At 32.2% G+C, this 20,387-nt stretch carries 22 protein-coding genes and 1 pseudogene; 9 read left to right on the forward strand and 14 right to left on the reverse strand.

Features of this window, described 5'->3' with window-relative positions; all coding sequences use genetic code 11:
* The first annotated feature begins 47 nt into the window (after window positions 1–47).
* From rimO to LPB87_RS13300, 3 genes are read left to right on the forward strand one after another with little or no spacing between them, the layout of a single operon-like run.
* Window positions 48–1,361: a 30S ribosomal protein S12 methylthiotransferase RimO gene (gene rimO, locus LPB87_RS13290; protein WP_129539453.1), complete on the forward strand. Its 1,314-nt coding sequence runs from the start codon at window positions 48–50 to the stop codon at window positions 1,359–1,361.
* A gap of 46 nt (window positions 1,362–1,407) precedes the next feature.
* Window positions 1,408–1,920, forward strand: a complete 513-nt coding sequence (locus tag LPB87_RS13295) for a hypothetical protein (protein WP_230728191.1) — start codon at window positions 1,408–1,410, stop codon at window positions 1,918–1,920.
* A 33-nt stretch (window positions 1,921–1,953) separates the two neighbouring features.
* The gene (locus tag LPB87_RS13300; protein WP_230728192.1) at window positions 1,954–2,853 is read left to right on the forward strand and encodes an N-acetylmuramoyl-L-alanine amidase; all 900 of its coding nucleotides are present in this window, start codon (window positions 1,954–1,956) and stop codon (window positions 2,851–2,853) included.
* A gap of 155 nt (window positions 2,854–3,008) precedes the next feature.
* Here the strand turns inward: LPB87_RS13300 and LPB87_RS13305 are convergent, their stop codons facing one another.
* From LPB87_RS13305 to LPB87_RS13320, 4 genes are all read right to left on the reverse strand, one after another.
* Window positions 3,009–4,094 (reverse strand): outer membrane beta-barrel protein, encoded by a 1,086-nt coding sequence (locus tag LPB87_RS13305; RefSeq protein WP_129539456.1) that lies wholly within the window; start codon window positions 4,092–4,094, stop codon window positions 3,009–3,011.
* Between the two features lie 747 nt (window positions 4,095–4,841).
* The gene (gene yajC, locus LPB87_RS13310) at window positions 4,842–5,114 is read right to left on the reverse strand and encodes a preprotein translocase subunit YajC (protein WP_129539457.1); all 273 of its coding nucleotides are present in this window, start codon (window positions 5,112–5,114) and stop codon (window positions 4,842–4,844) included.
* Between the two features lie 30 nt (window positions 5,115–5,144).
* Window positions 5,145–6,056 carry a transcription antitermination factor NusB gene (gene nusB, locus LPB87_RS13315; RefSeq protein ID WP_129539458.1) on the reverse strand — a complete coding sequence of 304 codons (912 nt, stop codon included), beginning with the start codon at window positions 6,054–6,056 and terminating at the stop codon, window positions 5,145–5,147.
* 228 nt (window positions 6,057–6,284) lie between these two features.
* Complete coding sequence (locus LPB87_RS13320) at window positions 6,285–7,391, reverse strand: amino acid dehydrogenase (RefSeq protein ID WP_129539459.1); 1,107 nt, start codon at window positions 7,389–7,391, stop codon at window positions 6,285–6,287.
* 203 nt (window positions 7,392–7,594) lie between these two features.
* On the opposite strand from LPB87_RS13320, the gene LPB87_RS13325 reads away from it, so the two are divergent.
* The 3 genes from LPB87_RS13325 (at window position 7,595) to LPB87_RS13335 (ending at window position 10,459) form a co-directional block, all read left to right on the forward strand.
* Window positions 7,595–9,373, forward strand: coding sequence for an ABC transporter ATP-binding protein (locus LPB87_RS13325; protein ID WP_230728193.1), 1,779 nt, complete (start codon window positions 7,595–7,597; stop codon window positions 9,371–9,373).
* 69 nt (window positions 9,374–9,442) lie between these two features.
* A complete protein-coding gene (locus LPB87_RS13330) occupies window positions 9,443–9,820 on the forward strand; it encodes a PUR family DNA/RNA-binding protein (protein ID WP_129539461.1) in 378 nt (125 codons plus the stop codon).
* An 87-nt stretch (window positions 9,821–9,907) separates the two neighbouring features.
* Window positions 9,908–10,459 (forward strand): alpha/beta hydrolase, encoded by a 552-nt coding sequence (locus LPB87_RS13335; protein ID WP_230728194.1) that lies wholly within the window; start codon window positions 9,908–9,910, stop codon window positions 10,457–10,459.
* A gap of 93 nt (window positions 10,460–10,552) precedes the next feature.
* On the opposite strand, the gene LPB87_RS13340 is transcribed toward LPB87_RS13335, so the two are convergent.
* Window positions 10,553–10,888, reverse strand: a complete 336-nt coding sequence (locus tag LPB87_RS13340; RefSeq protein ID WP_129539463.1) for a tRNA-binding protein — start codon at window positions 10,886–10,888, stop codon at window positions 10,553–10,555.
* A 137-nt stretch (window positions 10,889–11,025) separates the two neighbouring features.
* On the opposite strand from LPB87_RS13340, the gene LPB87_RS13345 reads away from it, so the two are divergent.
* The 3 genes from LPB87_RS13345 (at window position 11,026) to LPB87_RS13355 (ending at window position 13,395) form a co-directional block, all read left to right on the forward strand.
* Window positions 11,026–11,919, forward strand: coding sequence for an alpha/beta hydrolase (locus tag LPB87_RS13345; RefSeq protein WP_230728195.1), 894 nt, complete (start codon window positions 11,026–11,028; stop codon window positions 11,917–11,919).
* Window positions 11,920–12,046: 127 nt separating this feature from the next.
* Window positions 12,047–12,601, forward strand: coding sequence for a thioredoxin family protein (locus LPB87_RS13350; RefSeq protein WP_129539465.1), 555 nt, complete (start codon window positions 12,047–12,049; stop codon window positions 12,599–12,601).
* 395 nt (window positions 12,602–12,996) lie between these two features.
* Window positions 12,997–13,395: a GreA/GreB family elongation factor gene (locus LPB87_RS13355; protein WP_129539466.1), complete on the forward strand. Its 399-nt coding sequence runs from the start codon at window positions 12,997–12,999 to the stop codon at window positions 13,393–13,395.
* 110 nt (window positions 13,396–13,505) lie between these two features.
* Here the strand turns inward: LPB87_RS13355 and LPB87_RS13360 are convergent, their stop codons facing one another.
* From LPB87_RS13360 to blaOXA, 9 genes and pseudogenes are all read right to left on the reverse strand, one after another.
* The gene (locus LPB87_RS13360) at window positions 13,506–13,808 is read right to left on the reverse strand and encodes a cytochrome c (protein WP_230728196.1); all 303 of its coding nucleotides are present in this window, start codon (window positions 13,806–13,808) and stop codon (window positions 13,506–13,508) included.
* A 94-nt stretch (window positions 13,809–13,902) separates the two neighbouring features.
* Window positions 13,903–14,835, reverse strand: a complete 933-nt coding sequence (locus tag LPB87_RS13365; RefSeq protein ID WP_230728197.1) for a peptidylprolyl isomerase — start codon at window positions 14,833–14,835, stop codon at window positions 13,903–13,905.
* 61 nt (window positions 14,836–14,896) lie between these two features.
* Entirely contained in the window at window positions 14,897–16,027 is a 1,131-nt protein-coding gene (locus LPB87_RS13370) for an MFS transporter (protein ID WP_230728198.1), read from the reverse strand.
* Window positions 16,028–16,158: 131 nt separating this feature from the next.
* Window positions 16,159–17,031, reverse strand: coding sequence for a sugar phosphate isomerase/epimerase (locus LPB87_RS13375; RefSeq protein WP_230728199.1), 873 nt, complete (start codon window positions 17,029–17,031; stop codon window positions 16,159–16,161).
* Window positions 17,032–17,060: 29 nt separating this feature from the next.
* A complete protein-coding gene (locus tag LPB87_RS13380; RefSeq protein WP_230728200.1) occupies window positions 17,061–17,411 on the reverse strand; it encodes a cupin domain-containing protein in 351 nt (116 codons plus the stop codon).
* Between the two features lie 57 nt (window positions 17,412–17,468).
* Window positions 17,469–18,167: an aspartate/glutamate racemase family protein gene (locus tag LPB87_RS13385; protein ID WP_230728201.1), complete on the reverse strand. Its 699-nt coding sequence runs from the start codon at window positions 18,165–18,167 to the stop codon at window positions 17,469–17,471.
* Between the two features lie 129 nt (window positions 18,168–18,296).
* Window positions 18,297–18,452: pseudogene (locus LPB87_RS13390) on the reverse strand (YiaA/YiaB family inner membrane protein); the annotation flags it as partial.
* Window positions 18,453–18,644: 192 nt separating this feature from the next.
* The gene (locus tag LPB87_RS13395) at window positions 18,645–19,250 is read right to left on the reverse strand and encodes a TIGR02117 family protein (RefSeq protein ID WP_347349753.1); all 606 of its coding nucleotides are present in this window, start codon (window positions 19,248–19,250) and stop codon (window positions 18,645–18,647) included.
* A gap of 136 nt (window positions 19,251–19,386) precedes the next feature.
* Window positions 19,387–20,241: a class D beta-lactamase gene (gene blaOXA / locus LPB87_RS13400; protein WP_230728203.1), complete on the reverse strand. Its 855-nt coding sequence runs from the start codon at window positions 20,239–20,241 to the stop codon at window positions 19,387–19,389.
* Window positions 20,242–20,387 lie beyond the last annotated feature (146 nt).

Consider the following 20,387-nt stretch of genomic DNA (forward strand, 5'->3'; position numbering starts at 1 on the left):
GTTTCTAGGAATAAAAAATGTAATTTTGCACTCCAATTTATAAAAGTATGAGAACCAAGTCTTTAAAAAAGAATAAAATCAACGTAATCACTCTTGGGTGTTCGAAAAATGTATATGATAGTGAAGTACTTATGGGTCAACTTCGCGCTAACGGAAAAGAAGTAACACATGAAGCTCCTGCTGCCGAAGAAGGCAATATTATTGTTATAAATACTTGCGGTTTTATTGATAACGCTAAAGCGGAGTCAGTAAACATGATTTTAGAGTATGCAGACAAAAAAGAAAAAGGACTAGTCGATAAAGTTTTTGTAACAGGATGCTTATCTGAACGTTACAGACCTGATTTAGAAAAAGAAATCCCAAATGTAGATCAATTTTTCGGAACTACTGAGTTACCTCAATTATTAAAAGCATTGGGTGCCGATTATAAACATGAATTATTAGGAGAGCGTTTAACAACTACTCCAAAAAATTACGCTTATTTAAAAATTGCAGAAGGTTGCGATAGACCTTGTAGTTTTTGTGCGATTCCTCTTATGCGTGGAAAACACGTATCTCAAACCATTGAAAAATTAGTTAAAGAAACTGAAGGATTAGCTAAAAATGGTGTAAAAGAATTGATTTTGATTGCCCAAGATTTAACTTATTACGGTCTTGATATATATAAGAAAAGAAATTTAGCTGAGTTACTTGAAGCGTTAGTAAAAGTAGAAGGCATTGAATGGATTCGTTTACATTACGCATTCCCTACTGGTTTCCCAATGGATGTACTAGAGGTTATGAAACGCGAGCCTAAGATTTGTAACTATATTGACATTCCGTTACAACACATTTCGGATTCAGTTTTAAAATCAATGCGACGTGGCACAACTCAAGAAAAAACAACCCAATTATTAAAAGATTTCCGCAAAGCTGTTCCTGGAATGGCTATCAGAACTACGCTAATTGTAGGATACCCGGGAGAAACTCAAGAAGATTTCAATATTCTTAAGGACTTTGTTCAGGAAATGAAATTTGACAGAATGGGATGTTTCGCCTATTCGCATGAAGAAAACACACATGCTTATTTACTAGAAGACGATGTCCCAGATCAAGTAAAACAAGATCGTGCTAACGAAATCATGGAATTACAATCTCAGATTTCATGGGATTTAAACCAAGAAAAAGTTGGACAAACCTTCAAATGTATTATTGACAGAAAAGAAGGCGCTCATTTTGTTGGAAGAACTGAATTTGACAGCCCTGATGTTGACAACGAAGTATTAATCGATGCCTCTAAACATTATGTAAAAACAGGAGAATTTGTTAATATTAAAATAATAGAAGCTACAGAATTTGATTTATACGGCGAACCTGTTTAAATTTACAATACATTTTTTTGATTTTTTGATTTTAAAGATATAAAACATGAAAACAATTCAAGCTGCAATAGTTTTTGCATTTATTTTATTTTTTGCTAATCCAGTTTCTGCACAATACGGAAATGGATATGGAAATGGCTACGGTAATGGATATGGTGGTCGAGGTGGCTACGGAGGCGGAATGAGTCAAGGCATGGGTGGCATGGGACCATCTGCAAACACTTCTAAGCCAAAAGAAATTCCTGTTGAAGTAACTGTTGCTAAAATAATGGAAAACATGAAGCCTGAACTAAATCTTGATGCTCTTCAAGAAATTGCAGTATCGAATGTTCTTATCGAAAGCATTAAAGAACAGGGCATACTTTTGAAAAATGAAAGCAGTAGTCAAGACGAAAAAATAAAACAAATTCAAGCACTTTCTGATGCTACAGATAAAAGAGTATCCGATTTTTTAAGCAAAGATCAAAAGGAAAAATACACTCTTTATATGGAACAACTAAAAGATCAAAGTAGTTCTAAAAAATCAAAAAAGAAGAAGAAAAAAGAAAAAGAACAGTAATTGTTAGTAAAAACATAAAACAATTTTTAAGACATGAAAAAGTATTTTTACTGTTTGACCATAGCAATTGCAATTACTTCTTGCTCTACGAATCCATATAAAACAAGTGAAAAAGTATACGATCAGCAACTTAAGTCTCTTGAAGATAAAATTACAAACAAAGAAGCGCATCCTATACCTCCTCCTGTTACAACTATAAGCATAGACACGTCATATGCAAATCAGTTACACATTTATAAGGACTCGCTTTCGCAAACTGGATCTACTTCGCTACAAAATGGCATTAATACGCAATGGATAGGTACTGTAAACTTTAATTTACGTAAACCTAACTTTATCATTATCCATCATACAGCACAGGATTCTTTACAACAAACCATAAATACATTTACTAAAACAAAAACACAAGTAAGTGCTCATTACATTATCTCGAGAGACGGTAAAGTGGTCCAAATGTTAAATGATTATTTACGTGCGTGGCATGCTGGTAATGCTACATGGGGAAAAAACACCGATCTTAACTCCTCTTCACTAGGTATTGAACTTGACAACAACGGAGTTGAACCTTTCTCGGAAACACAGATGAATAGCTTAATTGCCCTTTTGACAAGGCTAAAAAAGGAATACAACGTACCAACACAAAACATTTTAGGTCATGCCGATATTGCTCCAGGCAGAAAACAAGACCCAAGTAAATTGTTTCCCTGGAAAACACTAGCTGGACTAGGATTTGGAATCTGGCAAGATGAGATACTAGAAGAAGCTCCTTTCGATTTTAGAATTGAACCTGCCTTGCGAATTATTGGCTACAATACTAAAAACCTTACAGCTGCAATAACAGCTTTTAAACTACATTATATCCAAACCGAAGTTGATAATGTATTAGACAGAAAAACAATAAATACAATTTATTCTATTTATAAAAAACAATAAAAAGACATAAATTCATATTACATAAAAACACGCTTTAGACAACTCTAAAGCGTGTTTTATTTTTTATAGCAATAGCTGTAAATTAAAAAAACTGCCAAAACATTATTATGTTTTGACAGTTCAAAAAAAAAAAAAAAAATATCAATCTTAATATTTTAAAAAGAATAGGTAGCTGCAACTAATGCAAAGGCCATCTTTCCTGTTGGAGCAGAATTACTGTTAAGAAAAACATCCTCAGAAGCATTATCTAGTCTTATCTCTGGAATTATCGTCATATTTCCAACTTTATAATTAAGTGATACGGTATTTGCAAAAACATTTGAACCTGCAACTGTTCCTAAACTTGCTACAGCATCTTTTGCATTAAAATATTCCATTCTATAGGCTAATCCAAGATTCTCTTTAAACTTATAATAAGCATATCCAACTAATGAAAACCATTCTCCATCAAGATCACTATCATAATCATTAGTAGTTTTAGCATACGTTGCATTGAGTCCTAAAGAAAAAGCATCACTAAGAGCCTTTGTCCCCACAAAATCAAATTGTGTTTTATTTTCTCCTGTTGGCACAACCGCAGTACCAGGAGTAGAATTCGTACTTCCTGAAGTGAAATTCAAATAAGCACTACCTGTATCGGCAATGTAAGCCAATTGTCCTAGGTATGTTTTTTGACTAGAACCAGCTTCCATCACTGATTTAAAATCAGTAGGATTAGTAACACCTAACATAAAACTAAACTCACCAGTTACGTATTGCACCTTCACTCCTGTATTAAAAAAAGGCCCATAGGAAAATGCATATGACATACTATAATTCTTATTATCAACAGCATCCAATAATTCATACCCAATATGAGTACCAAAACTACCTGCAGTTACAGAAAAACTATCGGATAAATCATACTTAAGAAATAATTGTTTTATCAAAAAAGAAGCCTTATTATTATTGTACTCATTATAAGAGAACTCTGTTGCTCTTGTACCAAATCCTAAATCTACAAAAGCAGAAGCTTTTCCAAATTTATGTGAAGCTTCTATAGAAGCCATTCCTAATTCGAATGAGTCCTGTGAATTTGTAAAACTAGTTAAACCGTTTTGTTGTTTAGAAAAATCATATTTGTAATAAACATCTGCCGACCCTCCAAATACTGTCACTGGAGCAACCGTTTCTTTATCTTCCTGGGCAAGAGCAAAAGAACTCGTTAACATTAAAGCTAAAATATGTATTACTCTTTTCATGTTTTAAATGGTTTTGGTTAATAATTGGTTTGGTTATTTTTTTATGAATGCCATTTATATTCTATATAATATCAAAGAACTGCAGTACTGATTTATACTAATAAATAGCCTTGGTAAAACATGTTTCTGAGGCGAATTTATTAACTTTTAGATTAGATAATCTTAAAAAATTTATTTTTTTGATCTGTTTCAGAAAGATTTACGGATTACAAAAATTACGACACCTAATTATCACTATTATACATTTTAGAGGTATGTTTTTAAAAAAATCAATAACCTATAAAATAGAAAAACTGAACTAAAAACACAAAACAAAACCACATACCCTATCAAAAAATAATAAAATAAACTTAAAAATACTAAAAAGAACACATAACCCCACTAAAAAATAGGGTAGATTAATTTTACATACAAAATAACAAAAAACAAACAACATCATAAAACGCAATCAGAACAGAAAAGAAACTAACAATTACAGTCCTACAAAACAAACAGCCAAAACAAGTTCGTACACATCGTAAAAAGTCCGAAAGTCATAGACATCAAAAAAGGCTAAAATCACTAATAAAACAACTGCAAAACCAAACAACCAAACAAAGACTCAAAATCAATTAACCTAAGAGGAAGCACTAAAACCATTAAAAAAGGACAACTACTAAGACAAGAAGAAAGTTTCCTTAAATTATAGACAAAAAAAATCCCAATCCGTTATTTCGGATTGGGACTTAGTATATTACTTAAAGCAGACTATTTCTTAGCCAAAGCTGCACTCATTTCCATAGAAATTGCAGAACGCTCCATTTTTAATTTTCCAGACATTGTTTCGATAACTACAGTTGTTTCTGCAAGCTCTGAAACTTTTCCATGAAGACCACTTTTTGTTATAATTTTATCACCTACTTTTAGGCTATTTTCAAATTCTTTTTCATTTTTCGCACGTTTTTGTTGCGGTCTAATCATAAAGAAATAGATCACTACAAACATTAATAGAAACGGTGCAAATTGAGTTAATTGTTCCATAATTTAAATTCTGTTTTTATTTAATAATTATTACATTAAACCACGACCAGCTTTAATTAATTTCTTGCTAGCCTCCAGTTCTTTTACAAGATTATCTAAAATCCCGTTGATAAAAATACTACTTTTTGGCGTAGAATACTCTTTTGCAATTTCTAAATATTCGTTAAGAGTTACTTTTACTGGAATTGATGGGAATTTTAAAAATTCACAAATTGCCATTTTTAAGATAATAGTATCTATTTCTGCAATACGATCACTATCCCAGTTTGGAGTTTTATCTACATATTCTTTCGCAAATTCAGATTCATTTAAAACTGTTTTTCTAAACAAGTCTTTTACAAAATCTCGATCCTCATTATCTTTATACAATTTAGGAACTCTAAAATTATCGTCCTCTCCAGCAGTAATACCTTTTAATTGTTTGATGATATGTGTATTTACCACAGGAATATCATCTACCCATGTAAGCTTATCATCTTCTAAGTACTCGTATAATTTTTCATTAGGAACGATTACTTCTGTGAATAAATCAACAATAAACTGTTTGTCTTCTTCAAACGTGTTTACTGAATTACTCATGTATTTTGCATACTGCTTACTTGCCTTAATATCATTAAGAAGTAATATAATATAATCATCATTTAATGACCAATTAGTGATTTTACGATTCTCCAAAGCTATACTAAGAGAATTATTCTCAGCTAGGATTTGAAAAATAGCATTCTTAATAAATTTTTCGTTTGGATTACGCTCTTCAGGAGTCGCAAGATGTTTTTTACTTGATAAGTGTAAAAAAATTGTCTCTTTTTTACAAATTTCGATTAACGAAGAAACCATTACAAGATATAAATCCTGAATATTATCAATACTATAAAAAAGAAACTTCTCTTCTTTTTCAAGATTATCAGAACCGTTTTGATGCATTGCATAAATGGACTGCATTACTTTAACGCGTATGTGTCTTCTATTTACCACCTTGTAAGAACATTTAAAAATTAATTTGCAAAAATAAGTATTTCATACCTTATAATGAAATTTATACTTAGTTTATTTAAGAATAATTTCAAGCTTATAATCATTGCTTTTTATGCATAAAAAAATCTCAGTTCTCAATCTCAACAAACACTTAAGAGCTGAGATAGAAAACTGAGACAAAATCAAGCTCGTTTTTTACTTTTTACTATTCTCGATTCTTCTTAAATCGATACGATTTTGAGCAATCGTTAAAGCTGCATGATGTGTAGTCATACCGTTTTTAACAGCAAAATCAAAAATCTCAAGCGTAGTATTGTAGATATTTTCAGTCTTACGCATGATTTCCGCTTTACCATAATGCTCTAATTCTGCATAAACATTAATGATTCCACCTGCATTAATCAAGAAATCCGGAGCATATAAAATCCCTCTTTCTTGCAATATAGCACCATGAACATTTTCGTTTGCCAATTGATTATTAGCTGCACCAGCAATAACCTTAGCTTTTATCTTACTTACAGTCGCATCATTTAACACTGCTCCCATTGCGCAAGGCGCATAAACATCAACATCTGCACTGTACAAATCATCACCTGCAAAAATAGTAGCACCATATTTTTTAGCTACTTCATATAATCTTTCTTCGTTGATATCTGTAATAGTAACTATTGCACCTTCTTTAGTTAAATACTCAACCAAAGCTTCACCTACGTGACCAATTCCTTGTACTAATACTTTTTTACCATCTAAATTATCTGATCCAAATTGTTGTTTTACAGCCGCTTTCATTCCTAAAAACACACCGTAAGCAGTAACTGGAGATGGATTACCAGACCCCCCTCTTTCTTCAGAAATCCCTGTAACATAAGGAGTAACATCTCTTACAATGTCCATATCCTTAGTTTCCATTCCAACATCTTCAGCAGTAATATATCTTCCGCTTAAAGAATGTACAAATTCTCCAAACTTACGCATCAATTCAGGTGTTTTTTGAGTTTTGGCATCTCCAATAATAACGGCTTTACCTCCACCAATATTCAATCCTGTGATAGCAGATTTATATGTCATACCTCTAGAAAGACGTAAAACATCGTTTAATGCTTCCCATTCGTTTGCATAATTAAACATCCTTGTCCCTCCCAAAGCAGGCCCCATAACTGAATTATGAATACCAATAATTGCTTTTAAACCTGTATCTTTGTCATTACAAAATACAATTTGTTCGTGATCATCAAACGATAGTTGACCAAAAACGGGATCCATTTTTTGAAGTTCCTTTCCAGTTGCAAAAGCTGCATTCATAGCAAATAATTTTTGTTAGTTAAAATTATGAATTTGTCAAAAAGACATTTCAAATTTATACAAAAAATATACATACATCATTTTTTTAATTAAAAAATAGCAATCCAACAATTGAACAGTCTTTAATAAGCACATTGAAAATTATCCAAAACAGATGTTTTCCAATAAAACAAAATCATTTCAACACAGAATATCTTAAAAAAATGAAAGAATTACGTTATTTAAACAAATATTTTATTAAATATAAATATAGTTTTTCCTTAGGGATTTTTATCACAATAATCGCACAAATATTCTCGCTATTTACTCCTAAACTAATAAGTAAGTCATTAAGTGCTATTGAAACGTTTGACAAACTCCCTGAATCCCAGAAAGCATCAGAGGCAGTTTTATCTTTTTACAGAGAAGGACTAATACACAATGTTTTATTAATTATCGCCACAACAATCGTTGCCGGGTTCCTTACTTTTTTAATGCGCCAAACCTTAATTGTAATGTCTCGTCACATTGAATTTGACTTAAAAAATGAGGTTTTTCAGCAATACGAAAGACTCTCTCAAAACTTTTACAAACAAAATCGTACAGGTGATTTAATGAATCGTATTAGCGAAGACGTTTCTAAGGTTCGAATGTATGTAGGCCCAGCAGTAATGTACACCATCAATACTTTTATCCGCTTTGCAATCGTAATCATATACATGTATAGCGTTTCGCCGCTTTTAACTTTATATACTATATTACCATTACCTATATTATCCTATTGCATTTTTAAATTAAGCACCGAAATAAATAAACGAAGCACTGTTTTTCAGCAATATTTATCAAAAGTATCGAGCTTCACACAAGAAATTTTTTCAGGAATCCGAGTTATAAAAGCCTATTCATTAGAAAATCAACATCAGAATAATATGATTGATCTAGCAAATGAAAGCAAAAGTAAAAGTTTGAATCTTGCTAAAGTACAATCTTTATTTGGCCCACTGATGATTGCTTTAATCGGAATAAGCAACCTTGTAGTAATTTATTTTGGTGGTGTAATGTACATTAACGGAAGTATTAAAAGTCTTGGAACAATAGCTGAGTTCATTTTATATGTAAATATGCTTACGTGGCCAGTTGCTTCACTTGGATGGGTTTCTTCAATGGTACAAGAAGCCGAAGCATCTCAAAAAAGACTTAATGAGTTCTTAAAAATTGAACCTGAAATTAAAAACAATAATCCAAACCACTCTACTATCGAAGGGACAATTTCTTTTGAGAATGTAACCTATACTTATGAAGACACCAATATAACCGCTCTTAATGATGTTACTTTTACAGTAAAAAAAGGTGAAACTTTGGCTATTTTAGGTAAAACTGGTTCTGGAAAATCAACTATATTATCTTTGATATCTCGCTTGTACGATGTCTCACAAGGACAAATTACCATAGATGGAATTGAAATAAGTAAATTAAACCTCAACGATTTACGTAACAATATTGGTATTGTACCTCAAGATGCTTTTTTATTTTCTGACAGCATTAAAAACAATATTAAGTTTGGTAATCCAAATGCGACTGATGAAGAAGTTATCGAAGCTGCAAAAAACGCTGTTGTTCATGACAACATTATTAACTTTAACAAGCAGTACGACACTATCTTAGGCGAAAGAGGAATCACTCTTTCTGGCGGACAAAAACAGCGTGTTTCTATTGCCAGAGCAATCATAAAAAATCCTGCTATTTTACTTTTCGATGACTGTTTATCTGCTGTAGATACTGAAACTGAAGAAACCATTTTAAATAACTTATTTGAAATTTGCAAAGACAAAACTACCATAATTGTTAGCCATCGAGTGTCATCTGCCAAAAACGCTGATCGAATTATTATACTTGAAGAAGGAAAAATCATCCAACAAGGTTCTCATAATCAATTGATAAATCAAGAAGGGTATTATTCAGCATTATATTTAAAACAACTTTCCGAAAAAGAATCACTTTAATTGTTGTATAATAAATAAATTTTTATGATTTTTGATTGCTATTAAATAAAAAAATCGATAGAACGGATTATGAGAGAAAATGACATGTTAGAAAAAGAAGAGATTTTTTCTAAAGTACTACGAGCAGGAAGAAGGACCTATTTCTTTGATGTAAGAGCTACAAAAGCAGACGATTACTATATCACGATTACCGAAAGCAAGAAATTCACAGAAGAAGATGGATCGTTCCATTTTAAGAAACATAAAATTTACTTGTACAAAGAAGATTTTAGTGCTTTTGCAGAAATTTTAGGAGAAATGACTTCTTATGTTTTAAACCACAAAGGAGAGGAAGTAATCTCTGAAAGACATCAGAAAGATTTCAAGAAAGAATACAGTTCTGACAAAGAAGAACCAGTATTATCACATAGGTCGAGTTTTACAGATATTGATTTTGATGACATCTAATCAATTTACTGTTAAGAAGTAGAAAGTCCAAAATCTAGTCAATTTTTGGGCTTTTTTTATATCTCTTAAATTTCAAAAATTCCAACAATGGAAGTAAATTTATTAATATTACCTGGCTTAGGAAATTCTGGTGATAAACACTGGCAAACTTATTGGCATAATAAATTCAAAACCTCAATTCGTTTAGTTCACGACAATTGGGACGAACCTATCCGTGAGGAATGGATTAAAAGACTAAACGAAGAAATTTCTAAACTTGACAAACCAACCATCTTAGTTGCCCATAGCCTAGCCGTTTCTCTTGTTATGCATTGGGCAAAAACGAATAATAATCCTCATATTATAGGCGCATTACTTGTTGCTCCTGCCGATGTAGACTCCCCTCAACACACTCCTGAATGCATACGGAATTTTTCTCCTATGCCAATTATCAAATTACCATTTCCCTCAATAGTTGTAGCAAGTGAAAATGATCCTTACGCATCCTTTGAAAGAAAAGAATATTTCGCTAAGATGTGGGGCAGTGACTTTGTAAATGTTGGAAGAAAAGGACACATCAACTCCGATTCAGATTTAAAATACTGGGAAGAAGGTCAATTAATATTAGAAGAATTGATCGCAAAAACTGACTTAAGATAAAAATTTTAGTCGCAGTACTCAATCTCAGTTTACACTCCAGCTCTACAATCTCAGCTTGAGTTATCGCAAACTGAAACAGCGACTGTAAACTAATTAACCTATCCTTAACCCGTTTTCGATTTTAAAATCCGGCGCTAACAAAACAACATCTCCATCCTCTCCTACTGCTCCAATTACTAAACATTCGCTCATAAATTTCCCTATTTGTTTTCTAGGAAAATTAACCACACCCACGATTTGTCTAGCTATTAAATCTTCTTTTGAATATCGTTTGGTAATTTGCGCCGATGATTTACGAATTCCGATCTCTGTTCCAAAATCAATTGTAAGCTGATAAGCCGGTTTACGAGCCTCTGGAAAATCATCCACTTGCATGATTGTTCCCACTCTCATTTCTACTCTTTCAAATTCTGACCAAGTTAAATCCATGTCTTATTTTACTAAATTATTATTCCGCAATCTATTAATATTGTAAGGATTACGACTAATTCTATAACGTATATTTTTTTTATAGCTTTTACTTTTACAAAAATCTAATAATCAGCTCTAATTTTAAAAATATAAAAATGGAAAATATTCAAACTAACCCTAGCGAATCTCTAAGAGATTCACAGTTTAACTTAACTCAACCATCTACAGACAAATATATAGAAACTGCCCCAAATGTAAAGCTGTATGTAAAAGATTATGGTCAAGGAAAACCTGTTATTCTTATCCATGGCTGGCCACTTTCTAATGAAATGTGGGAATACCAAATAGACTTCCTTGTTCAAAATAATTATAGAGTAATTGCCTATGACCGTCGCGGATTTGGTAAATCTTCTCAACCTTGGGACGGATATGATTACGATAGTTTAACCGATGATCTAAACGAAATTATAGAGCAATTGGAGCTAGAAGACGCTACTCTCGTAGGTTTCTCGATGGGCGGTGGTGAAGTAGTGCGCTACTTTAGCCGTCATGGCGGAAAAAGAGTTACCAAAGCTGCTCTAATTTCTTCGATTATTCCCTTTTTATTAAAAACTGATGACAACCCTGATGGCCATCCAAAAGAGAAAAGTGAAGCTACTGCAACCGCTATTAAAGAGGATAGAATAGAATTTTTAGATAATTTCGGAAAAACTTTTTTTGGAGTTACAATCATCAACCGTCCATTAAGTACTTCGTTATTGGAGTATTATAAAATGTTATGCACATTTGCTTCTCCTCGTGCTACATTAAAATGTGCAGAATCATTTTCGACAACTGATTTTAGAGATGAACTTGATAGCATAAATGTACCAACCTTAATTATTCATGGTGATGCTGACAAAATAGTTCCAATTGACCTTACTTCAAAAAAAGCTGCTGAATCAATTCAGAACAATACTTATATCATTTATGAGGGCGAACCACATGGATTATTTTATACTGAAAGAGACAGGCTAAATTCAGATTTACTAAATTTTTTAAATTCATAGATCACTTATAAATACCCCAAGCACTATTTCCTTTTAAATAAAAGCTTCTTGGGGTATTTTTTTTACACTTATAGTCTCTTATGCAGATTTTTAAAGCTAAATTTGAATAATTAATTTTTCTATAAAAATGGCTAAGACTCTTTCAAACATGTTACCTCTTGGTACTTTGGCTCCACAATTTAAACTAAAAGATACTAATTCTAATTTTGAATATTCTTATAGCGACATAAAAGGTTCTAAAGGAACTCTTGTTATGTTTATATGCAATCATTGTCCGTATGTACTGCATGTAATAGAAGAAATTGTTATGATTGCCAACGATTATCGTGTACAAGGAATTGGCATTGTAGCCATTTCCAGTAATGATGTGACTAAATACCCTGAGGATGGTCCCGAACTAATGACGGAATTTGCCTTTACACATAAAATAGATTTTCCATATCTATATGATGAAAGCCAGGAAGTAGCCAAAGCTTATGATGCAGCATGTACACCTGACTTTTACTTATTTGACAATCAGGATAAATTATTTTATCGCGGACAGCTGGATGATTCAAGACCAGGAAACGGAATTACTCTTAGCGGAAGCGATTTAAGAAACGCTATAGATTCCTTAATTTACAACCGAAATATTAAAAATCCACAGAAACCAAGTATGGGTTGTAATATTAAATGGAAATAAAAGCTAATCATTAAATAAGTTTGATTAACTTTGCAAATCATAATAAATCATCTCATGTTGAGCATTATACAATTGACGGTTATTTCGTTGTTGTTTTCTTTTACAAGAAAACCACGTGTCGTTGTATTAAATTCGCACACCAAGGCCTTCGTTAATTAGGCCTCCGTCTATTTCAATTTCTTCTTTCAGGCGGAGGATTACATTTTAAAATTTAGTTATTTTATTCTATTTACAAAGACTTCTTTCTTTGCATTAAAATTTCTACGCATTTTACAATTTCATAAATTTCGCATTTACAAATAAACATTAATCTGTATTTTAATTTAAAAACAAATACAAGGATTTTGAGATTGCCTAAAACAAAAATCTCATTCAAATAAAAACACACAATAGATATGAAACCAACACCCACTTTCTGTACAACAGATTATCAACTCTTAAGGGAATTAATTTTAAAGAGTAAAAACTCAACAAACTCTAAAGAAGCTGGTCAACTTGCTCAAGAATTAGACCGAGCTATTATTAGCAAAGGAGATACCTTAGACGAATCAATCGTAAGAATCAATTCGCACGTTACCATTGAAGATGTTAAGGCTAAAAAGCAAATGAAAATTCAAATTGTCTTACCTTCAAATGCTGACGTAAAAGAAGGAAGAATTTCTATTCTAGCTCCTTTAAGTGTTGCTATAATTGGCTTTAAAGAAAATGACGAAGTAGATTGGGAATTACCTGCTGGAATAAAAACTTTAAAAATAATTGCTGTATCTAACGTACTACCTGTAAGCAATCAATAATTTTTTAAACACCTCACTTGTGAAGGTGTTTTTTTATGTCTGATTCAAAACAAAAAAACTATCCAGATATCTCACCGAATAGTTTTATAATACTGATTATATAAATGCTTTTACAACTGTGAAGTAATATAATCTGAAATCGAAGCCATTTGTGCATCATCGAGATGTGCTTTCTTTTGCATACGTACCAAGATAGGTTTCCAGTCTTCTTTCGAAAAATCTGTTGCTTTAAATAATTTATGGCATTTGCCACAATTATTATCATATAAATTTTGCCCTCCAGCTACTGTTGGAGTAACATCTGCTGTTTTAACTGGCTCTGTAGTTTCTACAACTTTTACAGTTTCTTTTTTAACTGCACACGAAAAAACAATCACTGCTAATGTTGCTATGGTTAGGATTCTTGATTTCATTTTTTAGTTTTTTTTCGTGTAAATATAAAAAAAATCCCAAAACTCTCATTTTGGGATTCAAATACTGCAAAATATAATTTTGCTTATTTTTTTATTATTTAACGTCCATTAATTCTACGTCGAAAATTAAATTTGCGTTTGGTGGAATAACTCCTCCTGCTCCAGATGGACCGTATCCTAAGTGAGATGGAATTACAAAACGTGCTTTATCTCCAACTTTCAATAAAGCAATTCCTTCATCCCAACCTTCGATAACCTGACCTTGACCTAATCTAAATTCGATTGGTTTTTTTCTTGGGTAAGAAGAATCAAACACCTTACCGTTATCTAATGAACCTTCGTAGTGAACTGCAACTGTTTTTCCGTTTTCAGCTTTTTTACCATCACCTCTTTGGATAAATTGGTAACGTAAACCACTTTCTGTTTTTTCAAAACCTGCTGCCAATTTTTCTATTGCAGCTTCAGCTTCAGCTTTCATAGCAGCATCACGTTTGTTACGTTCTCCTTTAAAAGCAATAAAAGCTTCGATAGCATTCCATTTTTCAGCTTCTTCTCCTACTCTTACAATTTCAATACTAGTTAATTCATCTCCTTGAGCAATTGCATCAACAATATCCTGTCCTTCTACTACGTGACCAAAAACAGTATGTTTTCCGTCTAACCAGCTTGTTGGAACGTGAGTAATGTAAAATTGAGAACCATTAGTTCCAGGTCCTGAATTTGCCATTGCCAAAACTCCTGGACGATCATGTTTTAAACTTGGGTGAAATTCATCATCAAATTTATATCCAGGACCACCAGTTCCAGTTCCTTGTGGACAACCACCTTGAATCATGAAATCAGGAATTACTCTGTGAAATTTTAATCCATCGTAAAACTTATTTCCTTGTGGTTTACTCTTATTTTCTAAATTTCCTTCAGCTAAACCTACGAAGTTACCAACTGTTCCAGGTGTTAAATCGTGAGCTAATTTTACTAAAATCGAACCTTTACTAGTGTTGAATTTAGCGTATATTCCGTTTTCCATTTTATATTTTTTTTATTTGATGAGCAAATTTACGAATTAATTTGATATTCGTTTATCCTTTCTATTTTTTAGATTTATATGTTAATCCATAAACCGTTAATGCCAATAATGCTAAAACAGCACATCCTATAGCTACAGCATGCCATCCTCCTAATTTCCACAAAAACAATCCGTAAGCTGAACCTGCCGCTGTTCCTAAAAAGCTAAACGACATAAATACTGTATTTAATCTATTTCTAGCTTCTGGCAATAACGAATAAACTCTGGTTTGGTTAGAAATATGAACTCCTTGAATTCCTATATCGATACAAACTATTCCTATAATGATTCCTACAATGCTACTTCCTGAAAAGTAAAAAATAATAAAACTAATTAACATCAATAAACAACCATATCCTACAGCTATTCTTGAGTTTCCTTTATCTCCTAATCTTCCGACTAATGGAGCTGCCAAAGCGCCCGATGCTCCAACAATACCAAAAAGACCTATCGTTGAACTGCTAAAATGAAACGGAGCGTCTGATAACAACAATACCATTGTTGTCCAGAAAGCCCCAAATTGTGCAAAACAAAATGCATTGATTATTGTTGCTTCTCGTAATAAAGGTTGTGTTTTTATAAGTGTAAAAAGAGATTGCAATAATTGTCCGTATGAACCATGAAATACTGGTTTATTATATGGGAATTGTCTTTGCATAACAAAAAACATTAGTAAACATATTCCGGCTGCAATCCAGAACATAGATCGCCAACCCCAAAGATCACCTATAATTCCACTTAAAGTTCTAGATAATAAAATCCCGACAAGCAAACCACTCATGATCGTTCCCACAACTTTACCTCGCTGGCTAGGTTCACTTAAAGAAGCTGCCAAAGGCAAAATTAACTGAGGAACTATGGAGGTGATTCCGATAAGAAGCGATGCAATTTCTAAAACTAAAAAACTTTGGGCTGTAGCCGCTATAACCAAGGCAACTACTGTTGCAAGTGTGGTTATCAAAATTTGTTTTTTACGCTCTATTTTATCACCAAGCGGTACCATAAAGAAAAGACCGATGGCATAGCCTGCTTGAGTAAGATAAGTTATTGTTCCCGCATCAGCTTCAGGGATTTTAAATTCATTGGCAATTAAAACAATTAAAGGCTGACAATAATAAAGGTTTGCAACTATAAGTCCAGTGCAAACTGCCATAAACATGACACTAGTTTTGGATAAATTCATTTTGCAAAAATACTACTCTAATCTTTAACAAAACTTAAAAAAAAACATAAAATTCCCCAAAAGCAATTCTACCAAGGCTTAAGCTTCTGTAATTCTGAAGCCTAGATTAGTTCTTTTGCTATGAATTCATAACTTGTTTTTATTGACTGAATTTCGTTGGGTTTATAATTAGTTTCTTGCTCTACGAAGAAATGTTTCATCCCTGATCGTTTTGCTTCTGCGAAAATAGATTTAAAATCTATTCTTCCTGAACCGATCTCTGCATTTAAAGCTTGATTATTTTTATCCATGTCTTTTACATGCCACATCGTAAAACGTCCCTGATTTTGTTTGAACATTTCTATGGGGTCAATTTTAGAATACGTCATCCAATATAAATCCATTTCAAAATAGACTAAATCTCTATCAGTCTCTTTCAATAGAATTTCATAAGCTGTTGTATCTCCATATTTCTTAAATTCAAAATCATGATTATGATAAGCTAATTTTAATCCTGATTCCTTACAGATTTTTCCAGCTTTGTTTAGTAACAAAGCTATCTTTATATAATCATCTGCACTTTTTCTTAACGTTTCATCCAGCCAAGGAACTGTTATATACTCACTTTCTAAAACTTTAGCTGCTTTTATTGCTGCTTCAAGTTCTGTAGTATTTCCATCAAACAAATAGGCACCTAATCCGTAATGACCACTCACTGCCCTCAATCCATTTGCGTCTAGCAGTTTCTTTAACTCTTGAGCTGACAATCCCCAAAATTGATCTTTAATAGAGAATCCATATAATTCAACTTCAGTATATCCAGCTTGTGCCACCTTTTCTAAGGTTCCTTTCACATCTTTTGGCAATTCATCCCTTAAAGTGTACAACTGTAATCCAATTCTTTTTTTATTAGAAGAAAATGCAAATGATGGAATTAAACAAACTGTGGCAGTTGCCATACTAGCATTGATTATAAAGTTTCTTCTTGTCACCATATATTAGATTTTTTTTGAATTGTGACTCTTTAACCTTTTATGAAGTCTTCTCTAATTGGACTAAAAACATCTGTCAAAAGTCCACTTTCTAAACAAACCACTCCATGTATTGCATGTGGCGGAATATAAAAGCTATCACCTTCTTTTAATATTTTTGTTTCATTATCTATTGTTACTTCAAATTTTCCACTGGCTACATATGTAACTTGCGAATGATAATGTTCGTGCAAAACTCCAACACCTCCTTTTTCAAAATGTACATTAACCAACATAATCTTGTCATCGTATGCCATTATCTTGCGCTTGATTCCTTCTCCAACCACTTCCCATTCTATTTCATCATTAAAAAGGAATTTTTTACTTGTTCCGAAATCTTGCATAATATCTCAATTTTTAGTTAAGCCTTATCTAGTTACTTTTTTAGTCCGTTTAAGTTTTTAGTCTAGTGACAAAGCAAATTTTACTGCTGCATCTGAATGGATTTTTGTTGTGTCAAATACTGGAACTGAAACATCATTCTGACTTATAATCATTGGTATTTCGGTACATCCAAGAATAATTCCTTCCGCACCATTTTCTATCAATTTATTAATTACCATAATATAAGCTCTTTTGGTCTGCTCATTGATTATTCCTCTTCCTAATTCTTCTTTTAATGTTTTCTGAATATAATCACGCTCATCTTGAAGGAAAGGAACAATTGTCTCAATATTATGTTCGGCAAGTTTGTCTTTATAAAAATCCATTTCCATAGTAAATTTTGTACCCAACAAACCTACTTTTTTCAATCCTTTTTTATTTATTTCTTTTGCTGTAGCTGTTGCAACATGAATAATAGGCAGTGAGATTTCTTTTTCAACCCTTTCAACCACTGCATGTGCTGTATTGGCACATAAAATAATTGCTTCAGCTCCGCTTTTCTCTAAACTTTTACATGCATTAGTTATCAGTTCGAATGTTACATCCCAGTTATTGGCTGTGTTATTTCTTTGAAAATCATCAAAATTCAAAGAGTAGATAATACACTCTGCAAAATTAAGTCCTCCTAATTTTTCATTTATTCCTTCATTTATAAACCGATAATAGTCTATTGTCGAAACCCAACTAATACCTCCAACAAGTCCAATTTTTTTCATAACTAGTTTTTTTTTTACTTATTTCAAACTTACGCCAAAGCAAAACGGTTTCAAGCGATTATAAAATAAGTCTGTGACTCAAATCGTTTGAAACCGTTATTGTAAAAGTATTTTTTTATTCTTTAATAGCTAAGTTATCTTTGGTATTTTTTTTTGAACTGCAATTGCTCCAAATATCCCTAATAAAAATGCAAAAGCATAAAATCCTTTTTCATTTAATACCATTTCAGCTCTAGCAAGTCCTACTAGATAACCAATAATTCCTGCTCCCATAGCAATCCAAGATACTGCAACAAATGCATTTGACGTTTATTGTATCATTTTTAAATTTAATTTATAGTTGAGTTAATTTATTTTTAGAAATATTGCTATTTGCAAATACTTCTCGGCGGTTGGTTCCTAATTATTTAGTTTCATATTTTGCAAAAATAGCGGAGTCTATTGGTGTCCAAAAACAACACCTTTGCCCACTTGCTTTTAGTGCATTATTTGCCCAGGTATGCAAGTATGAAGCAAGCTATAACTTCCTGTTCCTTCATAAAAAGCATCTCTTTTACCGTAATTCTGATCTGTTTTGATGTGCATCAATCGCCCGTTTTCGTCTTTCTTGAAACTATTTTTTATATAATCAACTAAGCGAACATATTGTTCCTTACTGATTATAATTTTTTTACAGCTTTCATTTTCTTTTATATTCGAAAAATAGGTTGCATGTATTGCTGTATTACTTAATCCAGATGCTGCTTTAAGTGCAGTCGAAGCTTTTAAATCTGACCAGTTTGGAGTTTCAAGATAAAACCCTTTATCTCCCCATCCCATTGCCAGGTATTGGTAAGTTGTATCTTTAGAGATTGTATTTTCATACTTTACCTCTTTACTCCAGTCCATAAATTCGTTACGAGTAGGAACTACAATATCGGTGTGAACACCATTTGTCATGATATAAATCATAACTTCTTCTTTAGTATCTGGTTCTCTTTCGACTGTAATTCTCGAAATAGAATATGCGAGAACGACGTACAGTAAAATAAATGCTACGAATGCAAGTAGTATTTTACCAATAATTTTAAAGGCTTTTTTCAATGTGGTTAAGATGGTTAGTTAATTTTTCGCTAAAATAGTAGTATTTTATTTAATAAAACAAAAATATTTTTAAATAATAAATACTTCTAAATATACTTGTCAATTCTGAATACTTAGCAAAAAGAAGACCAAAAACTTATCTTTTTTGAATATTTTTTAATGCCGCTTTGGTTGCATTAAGTCGCACTGCTATAAAATCATCTTGACTCGTTTCTTTAGTTGGTTCTATGTTTGTTGCAAAAAAGTAAACGCCATCCTTATTTTCAAGGTAACCTACAAACCACCCGTTGCGTTTAACTCCATCTACAGACAAACCAGTCTTCCCTCTTAGAACATAATCGTCCTGCTTTTCAACTATCATGATATCTTTCATTATCAATTCAGTTCTTTTAGAAATAGGCAATTCGGAGAAATACAATCTTTTTAAGAAATCAATCTGTTGGAATTGAGAAATTCTAGATTTTCCTTCTAACCAAAAATTATCAATCGTTAGGGTATCAAAAACCATTGTATTGTAATCTAATTTTTTTAGATATTCTTTCATTCGTTTCACACCTACTTTTCTTGCGATTTCCTGATAGCAAGGAACACACGAAACTTTAAACGCTTGCTTAAGTGTTAAATCTTGTTCCCAAGCTTCCATCCATCGTTTTTCTCCATTCCATTTAAAAACTGTCGAATCACTTTTTACTACTCCAGTCTCAAGGGCAATAATCGAATTAGGAATTTTGAATGTTGATGCTGGAATATTTCCTCTTTTTGCCCAAGTAAAATCATTAGAATAATAGGCCTTTTTATTGCTATCGTAAACCAATATTGAACCTTTTACTTTTAAACTGTCGAGTATTTTGCCAAACTCGGCAACAACAATTTCTTTGTCTTTTCCTGTTTCTTTTTTAGTTTCAGTCTTAGTTTCTTTGTTTTTAGATTGACAACTTACATTTAGGTTCATCAATAAAAAGAGAGATAGAATTAGTGCTGGAGTTTTCATTTTTTGTTTTTTTTTGATGGTGATTTTATTTTAGGATGCAATACATTAAGCTTAAGAAGAACGTCTTTAATATTAAATTAGTACTAAATAAACCTCATACAAAACTGCTAACTCACTAAATTTACATAGTAGCATAGGTTCTTATT

Source organism: Flavobacterium sp. EDS (genome assembly GCF_020991525.1).
In the GTDB taxonomy this organism is placed as follows: Bacteria; Bacteroidota; Bacteroidia; order Flavobacteriales; family Flavobacteriaceae; genus Flavobacterium.